Origin of the sequence: Vibrio sp. HENC-03 (genome assembly GCF_000305755.2) — a bacterium.
Classification (GTDB): Bacteria; Pseudomonadota; Gammaproteobacteria; order Enterobacterales; family Vibrionaceae; genus Vibrio; species Vibrio owensii.
Genome location: NZ_JH976131.1, coordinates 273,738 through 297,232, shown reverse-complemented (window position 1 = coordinate 297,232; position 23,495 = coordinate 273,738). Strand labels below are relative to the sequence as shown.

General features: G+C 45.8%; 36 protein-coding genes and 1 pseudogene. 30 read left to right on the top strand and 7 right to left on the bottom strand.

Going from position 1 to position 23,495, the window contains the following annotated elements; translation table 11 throughout:
* Nucleotides 1–284: 284 nt before the first annotated feature.
* From hslU to priA, 5 genes and pseudogenes are all read right to left on the bottom strand, one after another.
* Nucleotides 285–1,616 (bottom strand): HslU--HslV peptidase ATPase subunit, encoded by a 1,332-nt coding sequence (gene hslU / locus VCHENC03_RS01565; RefSeq protein ID WP_009707838.1) that lies wholly within the window; start codon nt 1,614–1,616, stop codon nt 285–287.
* A 29-nt stretch (nt 1,617–1,645) separates the two neighbouring features.
* Nucleotides 1,646–2,197: an ATP-dependent protease subunit HslV gene (hslV, locus tag VCHENC03_RS01570; protein WP_005435051.1), complete on the bottom strand. Its 552-nt coding sequence runs from the start codon at nt 2,195–2,197 to the stop codon at nt 1,646–1,648.
* Between the two features lie 290 nt (nt 2,198–2,487).
* Nucleotides 2,488–3,039, bottom strand: a complete 552-nt coding sequence (locus tag VCHENC03_RS0126300) for an SPOR domain-containing protein (protein ID WP_020196517.1) — start codon at nt 3,037–3,039, stop codon at nt 2,488–2,490.
* A 151-nt stretch (nt 3,040–3,190) separates the two neighbouring features.
* Nucleotides 3,191–4,201: pseudogene (gene cytR, locus VCHENC03_RS01575) on the bottom strand (DNA-binding transcriptional regulator CytR); the annotation flags it as partial.
* A gap of 203 nt (nt 4,202–4,404) precedes the next feature.
* Complete coding sequence (gene priA, locus VCHENC03_RS01580; protein WP_009707835.1) at nt 4,405–6,606, bottom strand: primosomal protein N'; 2,202 nt, start codon at nt 6,604–6,606, stop codon at nt 4,405–4,407.
* Nucleotides 6,607–6,901: 295 nt separating this feature from the next.
* Here priA and rpmE point away from each other — a divergent pair, with 295 nt between their 5' ends.
* From rpmE to rplQ, 29 genes are all read left to right on the top strand, one after another.
* On the top strand, nt 6,902–7,123 hold the full coding sequence (gene rpmE / locus VCHENC03_RS01585; protein ID WP_005435070.1) for a 50S ribosomal protein L31: 222 nt from the start codon (nt 6,902–6,904) through the stop codon (nt 7,121–7,123).
* A gap of 455 nt (nt 7,124–7,578) precedes the next feature.
* On the top strand, nt 7,579–7,890 hold the full coding sequence (rpsJ, locus tag VCHENC03_RS01590; protein WP_004410492.1) for a 30S ribosomal protein S10: 312 nt from the start codon (nt 7,579–7,581) through the stop codon (nt 7,888–7,890).
* Between the two features lie 14 nt (nt 7,891–7,904).
* Complete coding sequence (gene rplC / locus VCHENC03_RS01595) at nt 7,905–8,534, top strand: 50S ribosomal protein L3 (protein WP_005435072.1); 630 nt, start codon at nt 7,905–7,907, stop codon at nt 8,532–8,534.
* A gap of 17 nt (nt 8,535–8,551) precedes the next feature.
* A complete protein-coding gene (rplD, locus tag VCHENC03_RS01600; RefSeq protein ID WP_005435074.1) occupies nt 8,552–9,154 on the top strand; it encodes a 50S ribosomal protein L4 in 603 nt (200 codons plus the stop codon).
* Nucleotides 9,151–9,453: a 50S ribosomal protein L23 gene (gene rplW, locus VCHENC03_RS01605; protein ID WP_004398471.1), complete on the top strand. Its 303-nt coding sequence runs from the start codon at nt 9,151–9,153 to the stop codon at nt 9,451–9,453. Before rplD ends, rplW begins: the two co-directional genes overlap by 4 nt.
* A 15-nt stretch (nt 9,454–9,468) precedes the next feature.
* Complete coding sequence (gene rplB / locus VCHENC03_RS01610; RefSeq protein ID WP_005435076.1) at nt 9,469–10,293, top strand: 50S ribosomal protein L2; 825 nt, start codon at nt 9,469–9,471, stop codon at nt 10,291–10,293.
* A gap of 21 nt (nt 10,294–10,314) precedes the next feature.
* A complete protein-coding gene (gene rpsS, locus VCHENC03_RS01615; RefSeq protein ID WP_005435078.1) occupies nt 10,315–10,593 on the top strand; it encodes a 30S ribosomal protein S19 in 279 nt (92 codons plus the stop codon).
* A 10-nt stretch (nt 10,594–10,603) separates the two neighbouring features.
* Nucleotides 10,604–10,936 (top strand): 50S ribosomal protein L22, encoded by a 333-nt coding sequence (rplV, locus tag VCHENC03_RS01620; protein WP_005383164.1) that lies wholly within the window; start codon nt 10,604–10,606, stop codon nt 10,934–10,936.
* A gap of 18 nt (nt 10,937–10,954) precedes the next feature.
* Nucleotides 10,955–11,653: a 30S ribosomal protein S3 gene (gene rpsC, locus VCHENC03_RS01625; RefSeq protein ID WP_005435080.1), complete on the top strand. Its 699-nt coding sequence runs from the start codon at nt 10,955–10,957 to the stop codon at nt 11,651–11,653.
* A gap of 11 nt (nt 11,654–11,664) precedes the next feature.
* Nucleotides 11,665–12,075: a 50S ribosomal protein L16 gene (gene rplP, locus VCHENC03_RS01630; RefSeq protein WP_005379577.1), complete on the top strand. Its 411-nt coding sequence runs from the start codon at nt 11,665–11,667 to the stop codon at nt 12,073–12,075.
* The gene (gene rpmC / locus VCHENC03_RS01635) at nt 12,075–12,266 is read left to right on the top strand and encodes a 50S ribosomal protein L29 (RefSeq protein WP_004410456.1); all 192 of its coding nucleotides are present in this window, start codon (nt 12,075–12,077) and stop codon (nt 12,264–12,266) included. The genes rplP and rpmC overlap by 1 nt, the downstream gene beginning before the upstream one ends.
* Nucleotides 12,266–12,520: a 30S ribosomal protein S17 gene (gene rpsQ / locus VCHENC03_RS01640; RefSeq protein ID WP_005435082.1), complete on the top strand. Its 255-nt coding sequence runs from the start codon at nt 12,266–12,268 to the stop codon at nt 12,518–12,520. The genes rpmC and rpsQ overlap by 1 nt, the downstream gene beginning before the upstream one ends.
* A 164-nt stretch (nt 12,521–12,684) precedes the next feature.
* Nucleotides 12,685–13,056: a 50S ribosomal protein L14 gene (gene rplN, locus VCHENC03_RS01645; RefSeq protein ID WP_004410450.1), complete on the top strand. Its 372-nt coding sequence runs from the start codon at nt 12,685–12,687 to the stop codon at nt 13,054–13,056.
* A gap of 13 nt (nt 13,057–13,069) precedes the next feature.
* The gene (gene rplX / locus VCHENC03_RS01650; protein WP_005435084.1) at nt 13,070–13,387 is read left to right on the top strand and encodes a 50S ribosomal protein L24; all 318 of its coding nucleotides are present in this window, start codon (nt 13,070–13,072) and stop codon (nt 13,385–13,387) included.
* Nucleotides 13,388–13,410: 23 nt separating this feature from the next.
* On the top strand, nt 13,411–13,950 hold the full coding sequence (gene rplE / locus VCHENC03_RS01655) for a 50S ribosomal protein L5 (RefSeq protein WP_004745887.1): 540 nt from the start codon (nt 13,411–13,413) through the stop codon (nt 13,948–13,950).
* Nucleotides 13,951–13,967: 17 nt separating this feature from the next.
* Nucleotides 13,968–14,273: a 30S ribosomal protein S14 gene (rpsN, locus tag VCHENC03_RS01660; protein WP_004410442.1), complete on the top strand. Its 306-nt coding sequence runs from the start codon at nt 13,968–13,970 to the stop codon at nt 14,271–14,273.
* A gap of 29 nt (nt 14,274–14,302) precedes the next feature.
* Entirely contained in the window at nt 14,303–14,695 is a 393-nt protein-coding gene (gene rpsH, locus VCHENC03_RS01665) for a 30S ribosomal protein S8 (RefSeq protein ID WP_009707834.1), read from the top strand.
* Between the two features lie 12 nt (nt 14,696–14,707).
* Nucleotides 14,708–15,241 (top strand): 50S ribosomal protein L6, encoded by a 534-nt coding sequence (rplF, locus tag VCHENC03_RS01670; RefSeq protein WP_005435087.1) that lies wholly within the window; start codon nt 14,708–14,710, stop codon nt 15,239–15,241.
* Nucleotides 15,242–15,250: 9 nt separating this feature from the next.
* Nucleotides 15,251–15,604, top strand: coding sequence for a 50S ribosomal protein L18 (rplR, locus tag VCHENC03_RS01675; RefSeq protein WP_005435088.1), 354 nt, complete (start codon nt 15,251–15,253; stop codon nt 15,602–15,604).
* 14 nt (nt 15,605–15,618) lie between these two features.
* Nucleotides 15,619–16,122, top strand: coding sequence for a 30S ribosomal protein S5 (rpsE, locus tag VCHENC03_RS01680; protein ID WP_005435090.1), 504 nt, complete (start codon nt 15,619–15,621; stop codon nt 16,120–16,122).
* A 7-nt stretch (nt 16,123–16,129) separates the two neighbouring features.
* Nucleotides 16,130–16,306: a 50S ribosomal protein L30 gene (gene rpmD, locus VCHENC03_RS01685; protein WP_000201159.1), complete on the top strand. Its 177-nt coding sequence runs from the start codon at nt 16,130–16,132 to the stop codon at nt 16,304–16,306.
* A gap of 6 nt (nt 16,307–16,312) precedes the next feature.
* Nucleotides 16,313–16,747, top strand: coding sequence for a 50S ribosomal protein L15 (gene rplO / locus VCHENC03_RS01690; RefSeq protein ID WP_005435092.1), 435 nt, complete (start codon nt 16,313–16,315; stop codon nt 16,745–16,747).
* Between the two features lie 20 nt (nt 16,748–16,767).
* A complete protein-coding gene (gene secY / locus VCHENC03_RS01695) occupies nt 16,768–18,102 on the top strand; it encodes a preprotein translocase subunit SecY (protein ID WP_005435093.1) in 1,335 nt (444 codons plus the stop codon).
* Nucleotides 18,103–18,140: 38 nt separating this feature from the next.
* On the top strand, nt 18,141–18,254 hold the full coding sequence (rpmJ, locus tag VCHENC03_RS01700; protein ID WP_000868186.1) for a 50S ribosomal protein L36: 114 nt from the start codon (nt 18,141–18,143) through the stop codon (nt 18,252–18,254).
* Nucleotides 18,255–18,403: 149 nt separating this feature from the next.
* A complete protein-coding gene (rpsM, locus tag VCHENC03_RS01705) occupies nt 18,404–18,760 on the top strand; it encodes a 30S ribosomal protein S13 (RefSeq protein WP_005435100.1) in 357 nt (118 codons plus the stop codon).
* Nucleotides 18,761–18,778: 18 nt separating this feature from the next.
* Nucleotides 18,779–19,168 (top strand): 30S ribosomal protein S11, encoded by a 390-nt coding sequence (gene rpsK / locus VCHENC03_RS01710; protein WP_001118870.1) that lies wholly within the window; start codon nt 18,779–18,781, stop codon nt 19,166–19,168.
* 27 nt (nt 19,169–19,195) lie between these two features.
* Entirely contained in the window at nt 19,196–19,816 is a 621-nt protein-coding gene (rpsD, locus tag VCHENC03_RS01715; protein ID WP_005383146.1) for a 30S ribosomal protein S4, read from the top strand.
* 24 nt (nt 19,817–19,840) lie between these two features.
* A complete protein-coding gene (locus VCHENC03_RS01720) occupies nt 19,841–20,833 on the top strand; it encodes a DNA-directed RNA polymerase subunit alpha (RefSeq protein ID WP_005383143.1) in 993 nt (330 codons plus the stop codon).
* Between the two features lie 26 nt (nt 20,834–20,859).
* A complete protein-coding gene (rplQ, locus tag VCHENC03_RS01725; protein ID WP_005383141.1) occupies nt 20,860–21,240 on the top strand; it encodes a 50S ribosomal protein L17 in 381 nt (126 codons plus the stop codon).
* 157 nt (nt 21,241–21,397) lie between these two features.
* Here rplQ and VCHENC03_RS01730 read toward each other — a convergent pair whose 3' ends face one another.
* Both VCHENC03_RS01730 and VCHENC03_RS01735 read right to left on the bottom strand, forming a co-directional pair.
* On the bottom strand, nt 21,398–21,877 hold the full coding sequence (locus tag VCHENC03_RS01730; RefSeq protein ID WP_009707833.1) for a DUF2780 domain-containing protein: 480 nt from the start codon (nt 21,875–21,877) through the stop codon (nt 21,398–21,400).
* Nucleotides 21,878–22,028: 151 nt separating this feature from the next.
* The gene (locus VCHENC03_RS01735) at nt 22,029–22,649 is read right to left on the bottom strand and encodes an FKBP-type peptidyl-prolyl cis-trans isomerase (protein ID WP_005437303.1); all 621 of its coding nucleotides are present in this window, start codon (nt 22,647–22,649) and stop codon (nt 22,029–22,031) included.
* A 231-nt stretch (nt 22,650–22,880) separates the two neighbouring features.
* Here VCHENC03_RS01735 and VCHENC03_RS01740 point away from each other — a divergent pair, with 231 nt between their 5' ends.
* On the top strand, nt 22,881–23,477 hold the full coding sequence (locus VCHENC03_RS01740; protein ID WP_009707832.1) for a LysM-like peptidoglycan-binding domain-containing protein: 597 nt from the start codon (nt 22,881–22,883) through the stop codon (nt 23,475–23,477).
* Nucleotides 23,478–23,495 lie beyond the last annotated feature (18 nt).

Genomic DNA, 23,495 nt, shown 5'->3' with positions numbered 1-23,495 from the left:
CCGATTAAAATTTCTGTTTGCACTAAAATTTTAGCTCCTCCTTGGAGGGGGGAGTCCATACATCGAGCAGCGAGGAACGAGGTGATTAAGAATCTACTGTCCGTTTGTACTTTAGGTTGAAGTGAAAGACGAAGAGTTGGAGTGCGTTGCTACTCGATCCTTAGTCTCGCTTGAGTTCGCTGCGATGACGAACTCTTTGGAGCTAGAGCTTGTTAAAGTTACCGTCATTCTAAACGAAAAAGCCCAGAAGCATCGTTCTGGGCTTTGGACTCTAAAGAGCGTTATTAAAGAATAAAGCGGCTTAGATCTTCATCTTCAATCGTATCGCCTAGGCGGTCTTTCACGTATGCCGCGTTAATGACGAATTTCTCACCGGCTTTTTCAGTCGCGTCGTAAGAAATCTCATCCATCAGACGCTCCATCACAGTGTGTAGACGACGCGCACCAATGTTCTCAGTGGTTTCGTTTACTGTCCATGCCGCTTCCGCGATTTGTGTGATGCCATCTTCAGTGAATTCTACATCTACGCTCTCTGTTTTCATCAGTGCAATGTACTGCTCTGTCAGAGACGCTTTTGGCTCGGTTAGGATGCGTTTAAAGTCATTGCTGCTTAGCGCTTCAAGTTCTACGCGGATTGGTAGACGACCTTGTAGTTCTGGGATCAGATCAGAAGGTTTCGCTACTTGGAATGCGCCAGATGCCACAAACAAGATGTGGTCTGTTTTTACCATGCCGTGCTTCGTTGATACCGTGCTACCTTCGATTAGCGGCAGTAGGTCACGCTGAACACCTTCACGAGAAACATCAGGACCAGAGCTTTCACCGCGCTTACAAATCTTGTCGATTTCGTCGATGAATACGATGCCGTTGTTCTCTACGTTGAAGATTGCAGACTCTTTCAGCTCTTCTTGGTTAACCAGTTTCGCCGCTTCTTCTTCTGCCAACGCTTTCATTGCGTCTTTGATTTTCAGCTTACGTTTCTTCTTGGTGTCACCGGCTAGGTTTTGGAACATGCCTTGTAGCTGGTTGGTCATTTCTTCCATACCAGGAGGTGCCATGATCTCCACACCCATTTGCGGTGCAGCTACATCGATTTCGATTTCTTTGTCGTCTAGCTGGCCTTCACGCAGTTTCTTGCGGAAGATTTGACGCGTGTTCGATGTGTCTTCTTTTTGCTCAGATTGACCCCAAGCATCGCGAGCTGGTGGAAGTAGAGCATCAAGAATACGCTCTTCCGCTTGCTCTTCTGCACGGAATTTTACTTTTTCCATCGCTTGTTGGTGAGTCATCTTCACTGCAACATCGGTAAGGTCGCGGATGATGGTTTCCACTTCTTTACCCACATAACCCACTTCCGTGAATTTGGTCGCTTCTACTTTAATGAATGGTGCGTTTGCTAGTTTAGCAAGACGACGTGCGATCTCAGTTTTACCTACACCGGTAGGACCAATCATTAGAATATTCTTTGGCGTTACTTCAACACGCAAGCTTTCTTCAAGCTGCATGCGGCGCCAGCGGTTACGCAGTGCAATCGCAACCGAACGTTTTGCTTTGTCTTGACCAATAATGTGGCGGTTCAGTTCATGAACGATTTCGCGAGGAGTCATTTCAGACATATTTTTTCCTTACTTCGTTACGATTGCTCTTAAGCCGTTGGCTTAGGAAGCTCTACTGTAGATTCTAGTTCTTCTACAGTGTGGTGATGGTTGGTGAATACACAGATGTCGCCAGCAATGTTCAATGCTTTTTCCGCAATTTCACGCGCGTCTAGGTCTGTGTTTTCTAATAGGGCTGTTGCTGCAGCTTGTGCGTACGCGCCGCCAGAGCCAATGGCGATCAGGTCATTTTCTGGCTGCACCACATCACCGTTACCCGTGATGATCAAAGAAGCGGTTTCGTCTGCTACTGCTAGAAGGGCTTCTAGTTTGCGAAGTGCGCGGTCGCTACGCCAATCTTTTGCTAGCTCCACAGCGGCCTTTGTTAAATGGCCTTGGTGCATTTGCAGCTTGCTTTCGAAGCGCTCGAATAAGGTGAAGGCATCTGCTGTACCGCCAGCGAAGCCTGCAAGCACTTGGTTGTTGTATAGGCGGCGAACTTTGCGCGCGTTGCCTTTCATTACGGTATTGCCTAGCGACACTTGGCCATCACCCGCGATGACGACTTTATTGTTTCGACGTACAGATACAATGGTAGTCACAGTCGACCTCTTAATTATTTCTCTTTGGATTTAATTAAGTATATGGGGCAAATGAATTGTGGATTCAAGGGGAAGTTGTTTTTCGATGATAGACAGTGTGTTTTGTCTTTTTGAACAAGAATGAGAGCGATGGCGTTGGGGGAGATAAGGCGTGCTAGTGGCGTGTTATCTGTGTCACTCCCTAGAGTGAAGCATAATCGAGTAGGGAATCTCGCTTTTCTGCCCTTTAGCTAAAAGAAAAGACCAACCGATCGCTCGGTTGGTCTCCGTATTTCATCGAACTGTGAGAATTATAGATTCTCTTTCCAAATAGCACATGGCTCGATCTTCGCGCGTTGCAGTTTGTGACGATCTTTTTCTGCATCTCGTTTGAACTTGTATGGACCAAGAACAACGCGATACCAAGAGCTGCCTTCTTTCTTAATGACTCGGCTCGTCATGCCCTGGAAGGCGATAGCCAGCTTACGTTCTTCGGCTTGGCTTTGCTTTTTGTAAGCGCCACACTGCATCACGTAAGGTACTTTGGATACTTGAATTTCTTTCGCAACGACTTCCACTTCACGCTGCGGTAAAGATTCCACGTACTCCCACTTTTCTTCTGGTGGAGGTGGGATGTCTTTCTTCGCTTTTGGCTTGCTGGTGGTGTTCGTTACGGGCTTTTCAACCACAACAGTTTGCTCAGGTTCTGGATCGGAGCTTAACAAATACAGTCCATAGCCAAAGCCGCCCACGAGCAAGATTGCTAGTAGACCACTACGCCAAGGTTTTTTTCTTGAAGGTTGTTTTTTTGTAGACTTTTTCGGAGCGCCGCGTCCGCGTCTTACATAATCTCTATTTGCCACGGTTACTTCAGGTCATCAAGGATTCTGGCAAATATGTTAATCCAGAACGCAATGAGAAAACACCCTATTCGAACATTCTTGTTAGCTACGTACAGGAAAGTAGGCATAAAAAAGCGATGCCGGAAGCATCGCTTTGATGTTTATTTGCGGATTAACGCAATGGCGGTGGCGCTGCGCTGCCACGAACAACCAACTTAGTCTCTAGTAAACGAGAGCCGGAATGAACGTCATGGCCTTTCAATAGCTCAAGCATCATCAACATGGCTTGACGACCGATCTCATAACGAGGTTGGGAGATAGTCGTTAACGGTGGATCGCAGTATTGTGCGAACTGAATGTCATCAAAGCCCACGATCGATAAATCTTGAGGAATACGTAAGCCTAAACGTTTCGCTTCTTGAATGGCACCAATCGCCATGGTATCACAGTGACAGAAGAGTGCGGTTGGTGGCTCCGGTAACTCAAGAAGTTTACGGACTGCTTGCACGCCGCCTTCAAAAGAGAAGTCAGCGATTACGCTGTATTGTTCTTCTTTATTAATGCCTGCGCGACGAAGTGCTTGCTGGTAACCCTGTTGGCGGAACTGACAAAGTACCGCAGTGTCAGGACCGGAGATTTGAGCAATACGCTTATGGCCAAGTTGAGTCAGGTAATTTACAGCCTCGAACGCAGAAGTAAGGTTATCGATGTGCACCGTTGGCAATTCAAGTTCTGGTGCGAACTCACACGCCATCACCATAGGTGGTAGGTTTTTCTGTTCCGGCTTGCTGACATCAAAAGGCAGGTCGGTTCCGAGAAGCAGCATGCCATCAGCTTGCTTGGTGAAGACTAAGTTTACAAATGAGCTTTCACGCTTTTTCTGCTGACCGCTATCACCAAGTAGAACAAGGTAACCGTGTTCCATTGCTGCGTCTTCAATGCCGCGAATAATCTCAGAGAAGTACGGGTCGCAAATGTCTGGGACGATAGTGACAATGGTCTTTGATTCATTTCTGCGTAAGTTACGAGCTAATGAATTCGGTGAATAACCAGCTTCTAGTACGGCATCTTCCACTCTCTTTCTTGTCGATGAAGAGACTTTTTCTGGATTCATCAATGCTCGCGATACCGTAGCAGTAGATACCCCTGCAAGCTGGGCAACATCCTTCATTGTCGCCATAGTTTTTACCCTCTTAAAATAATTGCCAAGATGACGTTCATCATTTTTCTAATTGAAGTCTATGTGACTGATCCACTTTAGACTTTACTAATTTGAATAGTCTATTCATTTCTAAAGGGAAAGTTACGGTCTGTTTAACAAAAATTGCAATCCTAATGAGAACTCCATCACATTAAAAGGTAATTCATTACATAGTTAAACGTTTGCTAGCTGAGATCCTGTGGTTCTATGTCTAAATTCCAGCGAACTTTCTTGGCATTTGGCAACAACTCAATAGCAGGTTTGGCACTGGTTAATAACTTTTGCATCAATGAGCGATGTTGAGTTTGCAGTAAAAGCTGCCAACGATACTTGCCGGCACGTTTAGCCAAAGGTGATGGTGTTGGGCCTAATACCATACAAGAGTCATCGAATAGCGGATGTGATTCCAGAGTAAAACGAACCTGGCGTAAAAAGTCTTCAACTACTTCGCTTTGGTTGGCCTCTGCCTTAAACAAGGTTAAGAAACTATAGGGTGGAAGCTGGGCCAGTTTGCGCTCTTCCAACGCTGTCATAGCAAAGTGACGATAGTCTTTCTGAAGCAGGGCTTGCAGTAAGCTGTGTTCAGGATGATGAGTTTGAAGAATCACTTCACCGGGTTTGCTTGCACGACCTGCACGGCCCGCAACTTGAATAAATAGCTGAGCGAGCCTTTCGGAGGCGCGGAAGTCGCTGCTATATAGAGAGCCATCGACATCCAATAGTGCAACAAGGGTGACATTAGGGAAGTGGTGGCCTTTCGCCAACATCTGGGTCCCTATCAGAATTTGGTATTCACCTTTACGAATTGACTCGAGTGCATCTTCCAAACTGCCTTTACGGCGAGTACTGTCTCTATCAATACGAATTGCTTTGTATTCAGGGAACAGATCTGCCAGTTGCAGTTCAAGCTGTTCAGTGCCCACGCCAACAGTTACTAGCTGAGTAGAGCCACAGCCCTGACATTGATGAATTACCGGTTGTTGTGAACCGCAGTGATGGCAGCGAATCTCATTGCTGTATTGATGGAACGTATAGTAAGCATCACACCGCTTACATTCTGCAATCCAACCACACTCATGGCACATTAAGGCAGGAGAGAAGCCGCGACGGTTTAGGAACAACATCACTTGGTTGCCAGCTTTAAGGTGTTTACGCATTTCAGCAATCAAAGGCGCAGACAACCCACTGTCTAAATAAAGCCCTTTAACATCGAGTACTTTGTTGGTGGTAGGTACCGCAGAGCCAGCACGTTGAGTCAACGTTAAGTGATGGTATTTGCCCGATAGCGCATTATGCAGCGTTTCTAAAGCTGGGGTCGCTGAGCCAAGAACAATAGGCACTTGCTCCTTGTGTGCGCGCATGACTGCGACATCACGGGCGTGGTAGCGCAAACTGTCTTGCTGCTTATATGAGGAGTCGTGTTCTTCATCGACAATAATGATGCCCAGATCCGCAAAGGGAGTGAGCAGGGCAGAGCGGGTACCAATAATAATACCGGCTGCTTTATCTCGTGCAGATAGCCAAGCATTAAGACGCTCGGTGTCATTTAACCCAGAATGGATGACATCAACAGGCACATTGAATCGATGTTTAAAGCGGTTGATGGTCTGCGGAGTTAAGCCAATTTCGGGTACTAAAACCAAAGCTTGTTTGCCTTGCTCAAGAACTGCCTTGATTAGGTTCAAGTAAACTTCTGTTTTACCAGAGCCCGTCACACCCTCTAATAAATAGCAGGCAAAACCGGTTTGGCTGTTTACGCTCGCAATAGCAAGCGCTTGCTCATGGTTGAGTTTTGGTTTTTCGACGTCACGTTCAACCTGAGTGCTCCACTTAGTTACCGTTGGCTTTTTCTCTATGCGTTCAACCCAGCCTTTCTCTTCCAAAGACTTAAGTACAGCAGAACCTATCTCTGTATCAATAAACTCTTGGTGTGGGATGGCACCGTTGACCAACATCTGCAAAGCGCGTTGTTGTTTGACCGCACGCCCAAGTCCCTGCATTAACTTGTCTTTGCCCGATGCGGTGATTTGCCACTCTTGTAATGTGGCGAAATCCGCGGGCTTACCCTTTCGCAGAGCCGCTGGCATAGCATTGTGCAAAGTGTCCCCAAGAGGGTACTGATAAAATTGGCTACACCATATTAGTAAAGAATAAAGTTTTTCAGGCCAAACAGGTTGGGCATCCAAGACGGCTTTAATTGGTTTTAGTTGTTCTTTCGGAAAATCAGAATGATTGACCATCGCTGTGACAATGCCAACCAAGGTTTGTCGGCCGAAAGGAACAGAAACTCGCCCTCCAATCACTGGAAACAGGTGCCCAGGAATGACATAGTCAAACTGCTTGTCTAGAGGGACCGGTAGTGCCACTCGGGCGATGGATGGACGCATAGAATCTTTACTATATAAAAGAGGGAAGAGAGGTATAGTCTATTAAAACGCAGTGAAAAATTCGAGCGTTGCGCATTTTTGGGAAAGTGATTACTCTCAGTACTAAAGTACTGGTGAAAAAAGTGGCGAAAAAGTTGCCAAATGTGTTGATCCCAGCTTAGCGATTCATTAGTATACTGCGCCTTGAGATATGGCTTCGGCAAATAGTCGATGCGGTATCGCATTTTATTATTAATTACGTGTGGTGTGCGGCTTAGATTCGTATAGCGACACGGCCTACAATTGAGGTTATCCCATGAAAGCTGGTATCCACCCAGAATACAAAGCAGTAACTGCTACTTGTTCTTGCGGCAACTCTTTCGAGTTCAACTCTACTCTAGGTAAAGATTCTATCCACCTAGACGTATGTGACAAGTGTCACCCATTCTACACTGGTAAGCAACGTATCGTTGATACAGGCGGCCGTGTTGATCGCTTCAACAAGCGTTTCGGTGCACTATCAAGCGGTAAGAAATAATAGCAGACGCTATTACGATTACAGTTTAAAAAAGGACGCTTCGGCGTCCTTTTTGTTTATTGCTAGCGCAAAAGTAGGGGAGAATCGAGCGGCTAAAATTTGTTCGATTATTTTTCACTCGGCTATTGCATCCTAAAGTGTGATCTGTATAATGCAGCGCACTGGTTAAGCCAGTTGTGAACCAATGAGCAGTGAGGAGCGAGTAAATCTTCGGATTTGCGAGGTAATGTAGACTCAGCTTATGTTCGCGGTTAATACAATTAGCTATCTTTTCTTCGGAAAAACTATCCCCAGACGTGACTCTGGCATATAGGGATAGTTAATCGAAAATTAACTGACAATGTGTCCTAATCTTGGACGCTACGGTTTCACATAAATCAATCGGCATTCTCTCGTCTTGACGAGTCTGAGTGGCGATATTGTTTGTGTAATTTTTAATATTGGAGCTCTGTCTCATGCAGAACCAACGTATCCGTATCCGCCTAAAAGCTTTCGATTACAAACTAATCGATGCTTCTACAGCGGAAATCGTTGAAACAGCTAAGCGCACTGGCGCACAGGTTCGTGGTCCAATCCCACTACCTACTCGTAAAGAGCGTTTCACAGTTCTTATCTCTCCACACGTTAACAAGAAAGCACGTGACCAGTACGAAATTCGTACTCACAAGCGTCTAATCGACATCGTTGAGCCAACAGACAAAACTGTTGATGCTCTAATGCGTCTAGACCTTGCTGCGGGCGTTGACGTTCAAATTAGCCTAGGTTAAGGGAGATTAGAAGAATGATTGGTCTAATCGGTCGTAAAGTGGGCATGACCCGCGTATTTACTGAAGACGGCGTTTCTATCCCAGTAACAGTTGTTGAAGTTGAAGCAAACCGTGTATCTCAAGTTAAAACTCTTGAGACAGATGGCTACGCTGCAATCCAGGTAACTGCTGGTTCTAAGAAAGCTAACCGCGTAAACAAAGCTGAAGCAGGTCACTTTGCTAAAGCTGGCGTTGAAGCTGGTCGTGGTCTTTGGGAATTCCGTTTGGAAAACGGTGAAGAGTTTGCAGTTGGCGCTGAGCTAACAGTTGAACTATTCAACGAAACTAAGAAAGTAGACGTTACTGGTACATCTAAAGGTAAAGGTTTCCAAGGCGCTGTTAAGCGTTGGAACTTCCGTACTCAAGATATGACTCACGGTAACTCATTGTCTCACCGTGCACCGGGTTCAATTGGCCAATGTCAAACTCCAGGTCGCGTATTTAAAGGCAAGAAAATGGCAGGTCACATGGGTGCTGAGCGTGTAACGACTCAAAACCTAGAGATCGTACGTGTTGACGCTGAGCGCAATCTGCTTCTTATCAAAGGTGCAGTACCAGGCTCAACAGGTGGCAACGTGATCGTTAAACCAGCTGTTAAAGCATAACGTCTCAGGAGTAAGTAATGGAACTAATGGTTAAAGGTGCTGATGCACTAACTGTTTCCGAAACTACTTTCGGACGTGAGTTTAACGAAGCTCTTGTACACCAAGTAGTTGTTGCATTTGCAGCAGGTGCTCGTCAAGGTACTCGTGCTCAAAAAACACGTTCAGAAGTTTCTGGCGGTGGCGCTAAGCCATGGCGTCAAAAAGGTACTGGCCGTGCGCGTGCTGGTACAATCCGTAGCCCAATCTGGCGTACAGGTGGTGTTACTTTTGCTGCGAAACCACAAGATCACAGCCAAAAAGTAAACAAAAAAATGTACCGCGGTGCTATGAAGAGCATTCTTTCTGAGCTAGTTCGTCAAGAGCGTCTAATCGTTGTTGATAACTTCTCAGTTGAAGCGCCAAAGACTAAAGAGCTAGTTGCTAAGCTTAAAGAGCTTGAGCTAACTGACGCTCTAATCGTGACTAGCGAAGTAGATGAGAATCTATTCCTAGCTGCTCGTAACCTATACAAAGTTGACGCACGTGACGTTGCTGGTATCGATCCAGTTTCACTAATCGCGTTCGACAAAGTTGTAATGACTGCAGAAGCAGTTAAGCAAGTTGAGGAGATGCTAGCATGATCACTGAAGAGCGTATCCTAAAAGTTCTACGTGCTCCGCACATCTCTGAAAAAGCAACTATGGCAGCTGAGAAAGCGAACACTATCGTTTTCAAAGTAGCTAAAGATGCAACTAAAAAAGAGATCAAAGCAGCTGTAGAAAAGCTTTTTGAAGTTGAAGTTAAGTCTGTAAATACTCTTATCACTAAGGGTAAGACCAAACGTCAAGGTCTACGCCAAGGTCGCCGCAGCGACGTTAAGAAAGCGTACGTTACTTTGAAAGAAGGTCAAGATCTTGACTTCGTTGGCGGCGCGGAATAACAGGAGTAGTTAAGAATGGCTATTGTTAAATGTAAGCCGACTTCCCCTGGTCGTCGTCACGTTGTTAAAGTTGTTAACGCTGACCTACACAAGGGCAAGCCATACGCACCTCTTCTAGAGAAAAACTCTAAGAACGGTGGTCGTAACAACAACGGTCGTATCACAGTACGTCACATCGGCGGTGGTCACAAGCACCACTACCGTGTAGTTGACTTCAAACGTACTAAAGATGGCATCCCAGCGAAAGTTGAGCGTCTAGAATACGATCCAAACCGTAGCGCAAACATTGCTCTAGTTCTTTACAAAGACGGTGAGCGTCGCTACATCCTAGCACCTAAAGGTGTTAACGCGGGTGATGTTATCCAATCTGGTGTTGATGCACCGATTAAAGCGGGTAACACTCTACCAATGCGTAACATCCCAGTAGGTTCAACTGTACACAACGTTGAACTAAAACCTGGTAAAGGTGGTCAGCTAGCTCGTTCGGCTGGTGCTTACGCTCAAATCGTTGCTCGCGACGGTGCGTACGTAACTATCCGTCTACGTTCTGGCGAAATGCGCAAAGTTCTTTCTGAAGGCCGTGCAACAATCGGTGAAGTTGGTAACTCTGAGCACATGCTACGTGAACTTGGTAAAGCTGGTGCTTCACGCTGGCGCGGCGTACGTCCAACCGTACGTGGTGTAGTAATGAACCCGGTTGACCACCCACACGGTGGTGGTGAAGGTCGTACTTCTGGTGGCCGTCACCCAGTATCTCCTTGGGGTATGCCTACTAAAGGCTTCAAGACTCGTAAGAACAAACGCACTGACAAGTACATCGTACGTCGTCGTAACAAGTAATCTATATAAAGAGGAATCGCCATGCCACGTTCTCTCAAGAAAGGTCCTTTTATTGACCTACACTTGCTGAAGAAGGTAGAGAAAGCGGTGGAAAGCGGAGACAAAAAGCCTATTAAGACTTGGTCCCGTCGTTCAATGATCATCCCTACGATGATCGGTTTGACCATCGCTGTCCATAATGGTCGTCAGCACGTACCAGTTTTCGTTACCGAAGAAATGATCGGTCACAAACTAGGTGAATTCGCACCAACACGTACTTACCGCGGTCACGCTGCGGATAAGAAAGCTAAGAAGCGTTAAGGAGTAAATAATGGAAGCTATTGCTAAACATAACTTTGCTCGCATTTCGCCTCAGAAAGCTCGCTTAGTTGCGGATCTAATTCGTGGTAAATCTGTTGACCAAGCTCTAGAAATTCTAACGTTCAGCAACAAAAAAGCTGCTGCTCTAGTTAAGAAAGTTCTAGAGTCTGCTATCGCTAACGCGGAGCACAACGAAGGTGCAGATATTGACGATCTGAATGTCGCAAAAATCTTTGTAGATGAAGGCCCAACCATGAAGCGTATTATGCCTCGTGCTAAAGGTCGTGCGGATCGTATCTTGAAGCGTTCAAGCCACATCACTGTTGTTGTAGCAGATCGCTAGAGACTAGGAGAGTAAGCAATGGGTCAAAAAGTACATCCTAATGGTATTCGTCTTGGCATCGTTAAGCCTTGGAATGCTACATGGTTTGCTAACACCAAAGATTTCGCTGACAACCTAGACGGCGACTTCAAGGTACGTCAGTTCCTAACTAAGGAACTACAAAAAGCATCTCTTTCACGTATCGTTATCGAGCGTCCTGCTAAGAGCATCCGTGTGACTATTCACACTGCTCGTCCAGGCGTTGTAATCGGTAAGAAAGGTGAAGACGTTGAGAAACTACGTGCAGCTGTAGCTAAAATTGCAGGTGTACCAGCTCAAATTAACATCGCTGAAGTACGCAAGCCTGAGCTTGATGCACAGCTTGTTGGTGACAGCATCGCGTCTCAACTAGAGCGTCGTGTTATGTTCCGTCGTGCTATGAAGCGCGCGGTACAAAACGCAATGCGTCTAGGTGCTAAAGGCATCAAAGTGGAAGTAAGCGGTCGTCTAGGCGGCGCTGAAATCGCACGTTCTGAGTGGTACCGTGAAGGTCGTGTACCTCTACACACTCTACGTGCAGACATTGATTACGCAACTTCTTCGGCTCACACTCAATACGGTGTGATCGGCATTAAAACTTGGATCTTCAAAGGTGAGATCCTAGGTGGTATGCCAGCAGCTAACGCTGTAGAGCCTAAAGGCGACAAGCCTAAGAAGCAGCGTAAAGGCCGTAAGTAAGGAGTCGACAGATGCTACAACCTAAACGTACTAAGTTCCGTAAGGTTCAGACAGGTCGTAACCGTGGTCTAGCTAAAGGTACTGATGTAAGCTTCGGCGAATTCGGTCTTAAAGCTGTTGGCCGTGGTCGTCTAACTGCTCGTCAAATTGAAGCGGCACGTCGTGCAATGACACGTCACGTTAAGCGTCAAGGTAAAATCTGGATCCGTGTGTTCCCAGACAAACCAATCACAGAAAAACCACTTGAAGTTCGTCAAGGTAAGGGTAAAGGTAACGTTGAGTACTGGGTAGCCCAAATCCAACCTGGTAAGGTTATGTACGAAATGGGTGGTGTACCTGAAGAATTGGCTCGTGAAGCGTTCCGCCTAGCGGCTCGTAAACTGCCATTCAAAACTACATTTGTAACTAAGCAGGTGATGTGATGAAAGCACAAGATCTACGCGAGAAAAGCGTTGAAGAGCTTAACGCTGAGCTATTGAATTTGCTACGCGAACAGTTCAACTTGCGCATGCAAGCTGCAACTGGTCAGCTACAGCAAACTCATACTCTGAAAGCTGTACGCCGTGATATCGCACGTGTGAAAACTGTTTTGACTGAGAAGGCAGGCGCATAATGAGCGAAGTAAAACGTACTCAACAAGGTCGTGTTGTTAGCGACAAGATGGACAAGTCTATCGTAGTTGCTATCGAGCGCATGGTTAAACACCCAATTTACGGTAAATTCGTAAAGCGCACGACTAAAGTACACGCACATGACGAGAACAACGAGTGTGGCCTAGGCGACACAGTTGAAATCGCTGAGTGTCGTCCACTGTCTAAGACTAAGTCTTGGACATTGGTAAAAGTCCTAGAAAAAGCGAAGATCTAATCTTCTTTATTCTATGATTAAAAACGGCTCCAAAAATAATTTTTGGAGCCGTTTATTTTTTGACTACCCAATCTGAAAAAAGGGTGGTACAATTCGCGTCCCTTTTAAAGAGGCAGCCCGACCCGAGAGGGTCTAGTTTTTTTATTATTTAGCGGAGCACTAACATGATCCAAATGCAAAGTATGCTGGACGCAGCTGATAACTCAGGCGCACGCAGCGTAATGTGTATTAAGGTTCTGGGTGGCTCTCACCGCCGTTATGCACATATCGGTGACGTTATCAAAGTTACTGTTAAGGAAGCAATTCCTCGCGGTAAAGTTAAAAAAGGTGACGTTCTGAAGGCGGTGGTAGTGCGCACCCGTAAAGGCGTACGTCGTCCTGACGGTTCTGTCATTCGCTTCGACCGAAATGCTTGTGTATTGTTGAACGACAACACTGAGCAACCAATCGGTACACGTATCTTTGGTCCTGTGACACGCGAACTTCGTGGCGATAAGTTCATGAAGATCGTTTCACTGGCTCCAGAAGTTCTGTAAGGAGCACGTAGAAATGGCAGCTAAAATCCGTCGTAATGACGAAGTAATCGTTCTTGCTGGTAAAGACAAAGGCAAGAAAGGTAAAGTAACTAAGGTCCTAGCAACTGGTAAAGTTATCGTTGAAGGTATCAACCTTGTTAAGAAACACCAGAAACCTGTTCCTGCACTAGGTATCCAAGGCGGTATCGTAGAGCAAGAAGCAGCTATCGATGTTTCTAACGTGGCGATCTTTAACGCAGCTACTGGTAAAGCTGACCGTATCGGTTTCCGTTTTGAAGATGGTAAGAAAGTTCGTTTCTTTAAGTCTAACAACGAAATCGTTTCTAACTAATAGAAGTAATTTGGAGTTCTACTATGGCGAAACTGCATGATTACTACAAGTCGTCTGTAGTCGCTGAACTGACCAAACAGTTTAGCTACACAAGCGTCATGCAAGTCCCTAGAATCGAGAAAATCACCCTAAACATGGGTGTTGGTGAAGCAATCAACGATAAGAAACTGCTAGAAAACGCAGCTGCTGATATGGCAACGATCTCTGGTCAAAAGCCACTTATCACTAAAGCTCGTAAATCTGTTGCAGGTTTCAAAATCCGTGAAGGCTACCCTATCGGTTGTAAAGTAACCTTGCGTGGCGAACGTATGTGGGATTTTCTTGAGCGTTTGATTAACATCGCTCTTCCACGAGTACGTGACTTCCGTGGTGTTAGCGCTAAGTCTTTTGACGGTCGCGGTAACTACAGCATGGGCGTTCGCGAGCAAATCATCTTCCCGGAAATCGACTTTGATAAAGTTGATCGAGTACGCGGTCTAGACATCACTATTACGACGTCTGCTGGTACTGATGAGGAAGGCCGTGCTCTGCTGGCTGCCTTTAACTTCCCATTCCGTAAGTAAGGTGAAGGGTTACTGTTATGGCTAAAAATTCAATGAAAGCACGTGAAGCAAAGCGTGCGAAGCTAGTAGCTAAGTTCGCTGAAAAGCGTGCAGCGCTAAAAGCTATCATCAGCGATGTAAACGCATCTGAAGAAGATCGTTGGAATGCGGTTCTTACACTGCAATCTCTTCCACGTGATTCAAGTGCATCACGTCAGCGCAACCGTTGTAACCAAACTGGTCGTCCACACGGTTACCTACGTAAGTTCGGTCTAAGCCGTATTAAGGTTCGTGAAGCTTGCATGAAAGGCGAGATTCCGGGTCTTCGTAAGGCTAGCTGGTAATTGCCACTTAATCATTTGGAGTAAATCATATGAGCATGCAAGATCCGATTTCGGATATGCTGACCCGTGTTCGTAACGGTCAGGCAGCAAACAAAGTTGCTGTTAAAATGCCTTCTTCAAAGCTTAAAGTTGCAATTGCTGCACTACTAAAAGCTGAAGGTTACATCGTTGACTTCGCTGTTGAAGGCGAAGCAAAACCTGAGCTAGAAGTTACACTTAAGTACTTCCAAGCTAAACCAGTAATCGAGCAACTTAAACGTGTTTCTCGTCCAGGTCTACGCGTTTACAAGAAGAAAGATGATCTTCCTTCTGTAATGGGTGGTCTTGGTATTGCTATCGTTTCTACTTCCAAGGGTCTTATGTCAGACCGCGCTGCACGTAAAGCAGGTCTTGGTGGTGAAATCATCTGCTACGTAGCTTAATAGGAGTAGAATATGTCTCGTGTTGCTAAAGCACCTGTCGCTATTCCAGCTGGCGTAGAGGTGAAACTAAACGGCCAAGAAATCACTGTAAAAGGTGCTAAGGGCGAACTATCACGCGTTCTTAACAGCGCTGTGGTTATCGCTCAGGAAGAAAACAACCTAACCTTCGGTCCTAAAGAAGGTGCTGCTAACGCATGGGCACAAGCTGGTACAGCTCGCGCTCTAGTTAACAACATGGTTGTTGGTGTTACTGAAGGCTTTACTAAGAAGCTAACTCTTAAAGGTGTTGGTTACCGTGCTGCTATCAAAGGCAACGCTGTAGGTCTAACACTAGGCTTCTCTCACCCAGTTGAGCACGAGTTGCCAGCGGGTATTAAAGCTGAATGTCCAAGCCAAACTGAAATCATCATCACTGGTTGTGATAAGCAACTAGTTGGTCAAGTTGCGGCTGACATTCGTTCTTACCGTCAACCTGAGCCTTACAAAGGTAAAGGTGTTCGTTACGCAGATGAAAATGTGCGTACTAAAGAAGCTAAGAAGAAGTAAGGTAACACTATGGATAAGAAAGCATCTCGCATCCGTCGTGCTACACGCGCACGTCGTAAGATTGCAGAACTGGGTGCGACTCGCCTAGTTGTACACCGTACTCCTCGTCACGTGTACGCACAGGTTATCGCGGCTAATGGCTCTGAGGTTATCGCAGCAGCTTCTACTGTAGAAAAAGCGATCCGTGAGCAAGTGAAATACACTGGTAACGTTGATGCAGCTAAAGCAGTAGGTAAAGCTGTTGCTGAGCGCGCTCTTGAAAAAGGCGTAACTGCAGTTGCATTTGATCGTTCTGGTTTCCAATACCACGGTCGAGTAGCGGCGCTAGCAGAATCTGCTCGCGAAGCTGGTCTGAAATTCTAAGGTAGGGTTGGAAGATGGCTAAAGAACAACAAGTTCAAGCGAATGATTTGCAAGAAAAGCTAATCGCAGTTAACCGTGTTTCTAAAACGGTTAAAGGCGGTCGAATCATGAGCTTCACTGCACTAACAGTAGTTGGTGACGGTAACGGTCGTGTAGGTTTCGGTTACGGCAAAGCTCGTGAAGTACCTGCAGCGATTCAAAAAGCAATGGAAAAAGCGCGTCGTAACATGACTACTATCGCGCTAAACGAAGGCACTCTTCACCACCCAGTGAAAGGTCGCCATTCGGGCTCTAAAGTTTACATGCAGCCTGCTGCAGAAGGTACTGGTGTTATCGCAGGTGGTGCGATGCGTGCAGTACTAGAAGTTGCTGGCGTACACAACGTACTATCTAAAGCATACGGTTCTACGAACCCTATCAATATCGTTCGTGCAACGATCGATGCACTAGGTAGCATGAAGTCGCCAGAAATGGTTGCTGCTAAACGTGGTCTAACTGTTGAAGCTATTTCGGAGTAAGAACACCATGGCAACTATTAAAGTAACTCAAACTAAAAGCTCAATTGGCCGCCTACCAAAGCACAAAGCTACTTTGCGTGGTCTAGGTCTTCGTAAAATCAACCACACAGTAGAACTTGAAGATACTCCGTGCGTACGCGGTATGATCAACAAGGTTTACTACATGGTTAAAGTTGAGGAGTAATCAGAAATGCGTTTGAATACTCTTGCACCGGCTGCTGGCTCTAAGCATGCTCCTAAGCGTGTAGGTCGTGGTATCGGTTCTGGCCTAGGTAAAACTGGTGGCCGTGGTCACAAAGGTCAAAAATCACGTTCTGGCGGTAAAGTTCGTCCAGGTTTCGAAGGCGGTCAGATGCCTCTGAAACAACGTCTACCAAAATTCGGTTTCACTTCTCGTAAGAGCCTAGTGTCTGCTGAAGTTCGTCTAGGTGAACTAGCGAAAGTTTCTGGTGACGTGGTTGATCTAAACAGCCTTAAAGCTGCTAACATCATCACTAAGAACATCGAATTCGTAAAAGTTGTTCTATCTGGTGAAATCGATAAAGCAGTGACTGTTAAAGGTCTACGTGTGACTAAAGGCGCTAAAGCTGCAATCGAAGCTGCAGGCGGTAAAATCGAGGAATAATCTCGAGGAACGAGGTACAGATGGCTAAGAAACCAGGACAAGATTTTCGTAGTGCTCAGAGCGGCTTAAGTGAACTAAAGTCGCGCTTATTATTCGTAATTGGTGCACTTTTAGTATTCCGAGCCGGCTCATTTGTGCCGATTCCTGGTATTGACGCTGCTGTACTTGCCGATTTGTTCGAACAGCAAAAAGGTACCATCGTTGAAATGTTTAACATGTTCTCCGGTGGTGCTCTTGAGCGTGCATCTATATTAGCATTGGGCATCATGCCGTATATTTCGGCATCTATTGTTGTCCAATTGCTAACTGTAGTTCATCCAGCGTTAGCGGAACTCAAGAAAGAGGGTGAAGCAGGCCGTCGTAAGATCAGCCAATATACACGCTACGGCACGCTTGTACTTGCAACATTCCAAGCTATTGGTATTGCAACTGGCTTACCAAACATGGTCGACAATCTGGTTGTAATGAACCAAACCATGTTTACGCTAATTGCTACCGTAAGTTTAGTAACCGGTACCATGTTCCTAATGTGGTTAGGTGAACAAATTACAGAGCGAGGAATCGGTAATGGTATTTCCATTCTGATTTTTGCAGGTATTGTTGCTGGATTGCCTTCTGCAATCGGTCAAACAATCGAGCAAGCGCGTCAAGGTGAATTGCATGTACTTCTTCTACTGTTAATCGCGGTATTAGCTTTCGCAGTAATTTACTTCGTTGTTTTCATGGAACGTGGTCAACGCCGAATCGTCGTTAACTACGCTAAGCGTCAACAAGGTCGTAAAGTATTTGCTGCACAAAGCTCGCATCTGCCACTTAAAATTAATATGGCAGGTGTTATTCCAGCGATTTTTGCATCAAGTATTATCCTGTTCCCAGGAACACTGGCTCAGTGGTTTGGTCAGAACGGTGAGAGCAGCGCGTTCGGTTGGTTAACTGACGTGTCTTTGGCTCTTAGCCCAGGTCAGCCTCTGTATGTAATGCTTTATGCAGCAGCGATTATCTTCTTCTGTTTCTTTTACACGGCGTTGGTTTTCAACCCGCGTGAAACAGCGGATAACTTGAAGAAGTCCGGTGCATTCGTACCCGGTATCCGCCCAGGTGAGCAGACAGCGAAGTACATCGATAAAGTAATGACACGTTTAACCCTTGCGGGCGCACTGTACATTACCTTTATCTGTCTGATTCCCGAGTTCATGATGGTCGCGTGGAACGTACGTTTCTACTTCGGCGGTACATCACTACTTATCGTAGTTGTTGTTATCATGGACTTTATGGCACAGGTACAGACTCATCTGATGTCTCAACAGTATGATTCTGTGTTGAAGAAAGCGAATCTGAAAGGCTACGGTCGTTAATACGGCGGTAGACTCAGTTTCAATTACGGAGTTTAGCAATGAAAGTTCGTGCTTCCGTTAAAAAAATCTGCCGTAACTGTAAAGTAATCAAGCGTAACGGTGTCGTTCGCGTGATTTGCAGTGAGCCAAAGCACAAACAGCGCCAAGGCTAATTAGCAGAAATTTTTACTTGAAAACGAAGGTTAGGTCGAGTATATTCCTCGGCCTACCTTTTGCGTGCAAAAGAAGTAGTACTCCGCAGCGTATCCATAACGGGCTTTGCTGCGGCTAATTCTTTTATAGAAACACTTAGGAGTGAATAATGGCCCGTATAGCAGGCATTAACATTCCTGATCAAAAACATGCTGTGATTGCACTTACGTCAATCTACGGCATCGGTAAAACTCGCTCTCAAGCTATCCTAGCTGAAGTGGGTATTGCTGAAGATGTTAAGATCAGTGAACTAACTGAAGAGCAGATCGATCAACTGCGTGATGGTGTAGCTAAGTACACTGTAGAAGGTGATCTACGTCGTGAAGTATCTATGAACATCAAGCGTCTTATGGACCTTGGCTGTTACCGTGGTCTTCGTCATCGTCGCAGTCTACCACTACGTGGACAGCGTACTAAAACCAATGCTCGCACCCGTAAGGGTCCGCGTAAGCCGATCAAGAAATAATCGGGAAGGTAGAGTACAATGGCTAAACAACCAACTCGCGCTCGTAAGCGCGTACGCAAGCAAGTTGCAGATGGCGTTGCGCACATCCATGCTTCTTTCAATAACACAATCGTAACCATTACTGACCGTCAAGGTAATGCTCTAGCTTGGGCTACTGCAGGTGGTTCTGGTTTCCGTGGTTCTCGTAAGTCTACTCCGTTCGCTGCACAGGTTGCTGCTGAGCGTTGTGCTGAAATGGCTAAAGAATACGGTCTAAAGAACTTGGAAGTTATGGTTAAGGGTCCAGGTCCAGGTCGTGAATCTACTGTTCGCGCACTGAACGCTGCTGGTTTCCGCATCACAAACATCGTTGATGCTACACCAATCCCTCATAACGGTTGTCGTCCACCTAAGAAACGTCGCGTATAACGTTTTTTAGATTACTGGAGAAAGATCATGGCAAGATATTTGGGTCCTAAGCTGAAGCTTAGCCGTCGTGAAGGCACTGACTTATTCCTTAAGTCTGGTGTTCGCGCGATCGATACCAAGTGTAAAATTGATAACGCACCAGGTGTACACGGCGCTCGTCGCGGTCGTCTATCTGAGTATGGCGTTCAGCTTCGTGAGAAGCAAAAAGTTCGTCGTATGTACGGCGTTCTAGAAAAACAATTCCGTAACTACTACAAAGAAGCTGCACGTCTTAAAGGCAACACAGGTGAGAACCTACTTCAGCTTCTTGAAGGTCGTCTTGATAACGTAGTTTACCGCATGGGCTTTGGCGCAACTCGCGCAGAAGCACGTCAGCTAGTTAGCCACAAAGCTATCCTAGTTAACGGTAAAGTTGTAAACGTTCCTTCTTTCAAAGTAGCGGCTAATGACGTTGTTTCTATCCGCGAGAAAGCTAAACAGCAAGCTCGTATCAAAGCAGCTCTAGAAGTTGCTGAACAACGTGAAAAACCAACTTGGATTGAAGTAGATGGTGGCAAGATGGAAGGTACATTCAAGCGTATGCCTGAGCGTTCTGATCTATCAGCTGACATCAACGAACAATTGATCGTCGAGCTTTACTCTAAGTAAGGTTTAAACTAAAGAGAGGACACAATGCAGGGTTCTGTAACAGAATTTCTTAAGCCACGTCTAGTTGACATCGAACAAATCAGCTCGACTCACGCAAAAGTAACTCTTGAGCCATTAGAGCGTGGCTTTGGTCATACTCTGGGTAATGCACTTCGCCGCATCCTTCTATCTTCTATGCCAGGTTGTGCTGTAACAGAAGTAGAAATTGAAGGCGTACTTCATGAGTACAGCACGAAAGAAGGCGTTCAAGAAGATATTCTTGAAATTCTTCTAAACCTTAAAGGTTTGGCTGTGCGCGTTGCCGAAGGCAAAGATGAAGTGTTCATTACTTTGAACAAATCAGGCTCGGGCCCTGTGGTTGCAGGTGACATCACCCATGATGGTGATGTAGAGATCGCTAACCCTGAACACGTAATTTGTCACCTAACGGATGACAACGCTGAGATCGCAATGCGTATCAAAGTTGAACGTGGTCGTGGTTATGTTCCAGCTTCTGCGCGTATCCATAACGAAGAAGACGAGCGTCCAATCGGTCGCCTACTAGTAGATGCTACTTACAGCCCTGTAGACAAAATTGCCTACGCTGTAGAAGCAGCTCGTGTAGAACAGCGCACCGATCTAGACAAGCTTGTTATCGATATGGAAACAAACGGTACTCTAGAACCTGAGGAAGCAATCCGTCGTGCAGCTACTATCCTAGCTGAGCAATTGGATGCGTTCGTAGATCTTCGTGATGTACGTGTACCTGAGGAGAAGGAAGAGAAGCCAGAATTCGATCCGATCCTACTGCGTCCTGTAGACGATCTTGAACTAACAGTTCGCTCTGCTAACTGTCTGAAAGCAGAAGCGATTCACTACATCGGTGATCTAGTACAACGTACTGAGGTTGAGCTACTTAAAACGCCTAACCTTGGTAAAAAATCTCTTACTGAGATTAAAGACGTACTTGCGTCACGTGGTCTGTCTCTGGGCATGCGCCTAGAAAACTGGCCACCTGCATCAATCGCTGAAGATTAATCGATACTAGTTAGAAGGATTAGGTCATGCGCCATCGTAAGAGTGGTCGTCAACTCAACCGCAACAGCTCACATCGTAAAGCGATGTTCAGCAACATGGCTAGCTCTCTAGTACGTCATGAAGTTATCAAGACTACTTTGCCAAAAGCAAAAGAGCTACGTCGCGTAGTTGAGCCTTTGATTACACTAGCTAAGACTGACAGTGTTGCTAACCGTCGTCTAGCATTTGCACGTACTCGTGATAACGAAGTAGTTGCAAAACTGTTTAACGAACTAGGTCCACGTTTTGCTGCTCGTCAGGGCGGTTACACTCGTATCCTAAAAGCTGGCTTCCGTGCTGGTGATAAAGCTCCAATGGCTTACATTGAGCTTGTAGATCGCCCAGCTGCTGAAGAAGCTGCTGAGTAATCTCAGTTCGTAAGAACAAAAAAAGCCGAGCATTAGCTCGGCTTTTTTGTATCTGTTGTATTTGAAAGGGAAAACACATTCAGTTTTCCGTCTCCCCTCTCAAAGCTAATCTTCGATAATCGAATGTTGAGTCTTAATTTATGTTTAGGCGAGACGTCTAGCTGCCTGAACCCCACAATCCGCTTAACGAATTCAGCAAGCCTTCACTTGCGCCTTGGTCACCTAGATAGCCAAGTATCACCGGCGCAAACTGACTGATCATCGATGGGTCTAGTCCTAATTTATCAAAAGTACTTTGTACTGCACTTAAACTTTCAATATTACCTAATAAGCTTTGCGCGCCATCTAGACTCGACATGCCTGGAATTAGGGATTTCAGCTCGCTGCTGTTTTGGTCTGATAACTGACTTTGTGCAAGTGCTAACAAGGCTCCCGTACCACCTGCAGCTTGCTCGGTTGAGACGGGCAATTGGCTAGTGAGTAAATCGGTGAGCGGAGATGATTCCGCATTCATGCCTTGGCTGACCATGTCCATTAACCCTTCTTGGCTTTCTTTATCGGTTACTGCATCAAGAAAAGCGTGCGCTGTACCAATACTCATTGAGAGCAGCGTTAAGGTGAGGAGTGTCTTACGCATAATACCTCCGTGTGGCTTGCGATTATTATTGTTTATTCACTACTTAAGATAACAGAGACATTAAGGTTGTTGAGCTTAAGTCTGTTTATTTTAGACAAAAAAAGCGGCGCTAGTGAGCGCCGCTTTGAATTTGTATTGAGGAGAGTCTCAATTACAGGATGTCTAGTAGTTCTACTTCGAATACTAGAGCAGCAAATGGAGGGATAGCAGCACCTGCGCCACGCTCACCGTATGCTAGATCTTGTGGGATGTATAGTTTCCACTTAGAACCAACCGGCATTAGTTGAAGAGCTTCAACCCAACCTTTGATTACGCCAGTTACTGGGAACTCAGCAGGTTGACCGCGAGATACAGAGCTGTCGAATACAGTGCCGTCAGTTAGCTCACCATGGTAGTGAACACGTACTTGAGATGCAGCAGTTGGGATTTCACCAGTACCTTCAGTGATGATTTCGTACTGAAGACCAGACTCAAGAACGTTTACTTCTGGACGTAGAGCGTTGTCTTTTAGGAACGCTTCGCCGTCAGCCGCTGCAGCTTTAGCTGCTTCTTGACGAACTGCTTCTGCACGAGTGTGTAGCTCTTGCAGTGCGTTGTTGATTTCGTCGATTTCGATAGAAGGCATGTCACCAGTTAGTGCCGTTGCAATACCAGCAGCGATAGCGTCAACGCTAAGACCTTCTAGACCAGAACCAGCAAGTTGCTGACCCATTTGCAGACCAATACCGTAGCTTGCTTTTTGTTCTGCAGTTTCAAATTTAATTTCAGACATGAATGTCGCTCTTATTAGGAGTGATAAAGGCACAGGATATCAGGTTCGAGGCTAGGTTTAAATGATTGCGCTCGAATGTCTCTATGATGAGTAGAGGGTGTGACTTATCTCTTACTCCAAGTGAAATTTCTGCTAATTTACGCCAAATTACATTTTACTTTGGCGAAAAACATATACTCTCCGCGCTGGTATTTTTATACTGACATCAGAAGTATTAAGGGACTCATCAGAATGAATCGTCGCAGAAAGAAAAAGCAGCAAGTCGACCATGTCGAATTGATGAAACAAAAGCTCGCTGCTATCGATTGGAAGCAGCCATTCAATAAAGAGAAGTGGCAGGAAAGATTACAGCCTGTGACTCAGTTTTGGCATCGTCTTCCAAAACTACATCAACGTGCACTTATGGTATTAGTGCCAGTGGTGTTGGTGCTTTTGATCATCCCAGTACCAAAAGATACAGAAGTGCTACTTGAAGACACCCAAGTAGAGAATCAACGTGTTGCGATTCAGTTGAACGCGCAAAGCTTAAGTGAGCAGCGTTCTGCACAAAACTCAGAGCCTAAATCTGAGCAGTGGAAAGAATACACGGTGAAGAATGGCGATACCTTGGCTCAAGTATTCCGCAGTAACCAACTACCGATGGCAGACTTAAACGCCTTAGTTAAAATTGAAGGCAGCGACAAGCCTTTGAGTCGAATTAAGCAAGGTCAATTGGTACGCTTTAAGCTTGCTGACGATGGCAAATTAGATATGCTTCAGCTAGAGAAAAGTGGTGAGTCGGTGATGTTCTTCCGTCTATCTGATGGCACATTTGGTCGCAACAAATAAGGTTAGATAACCATTATT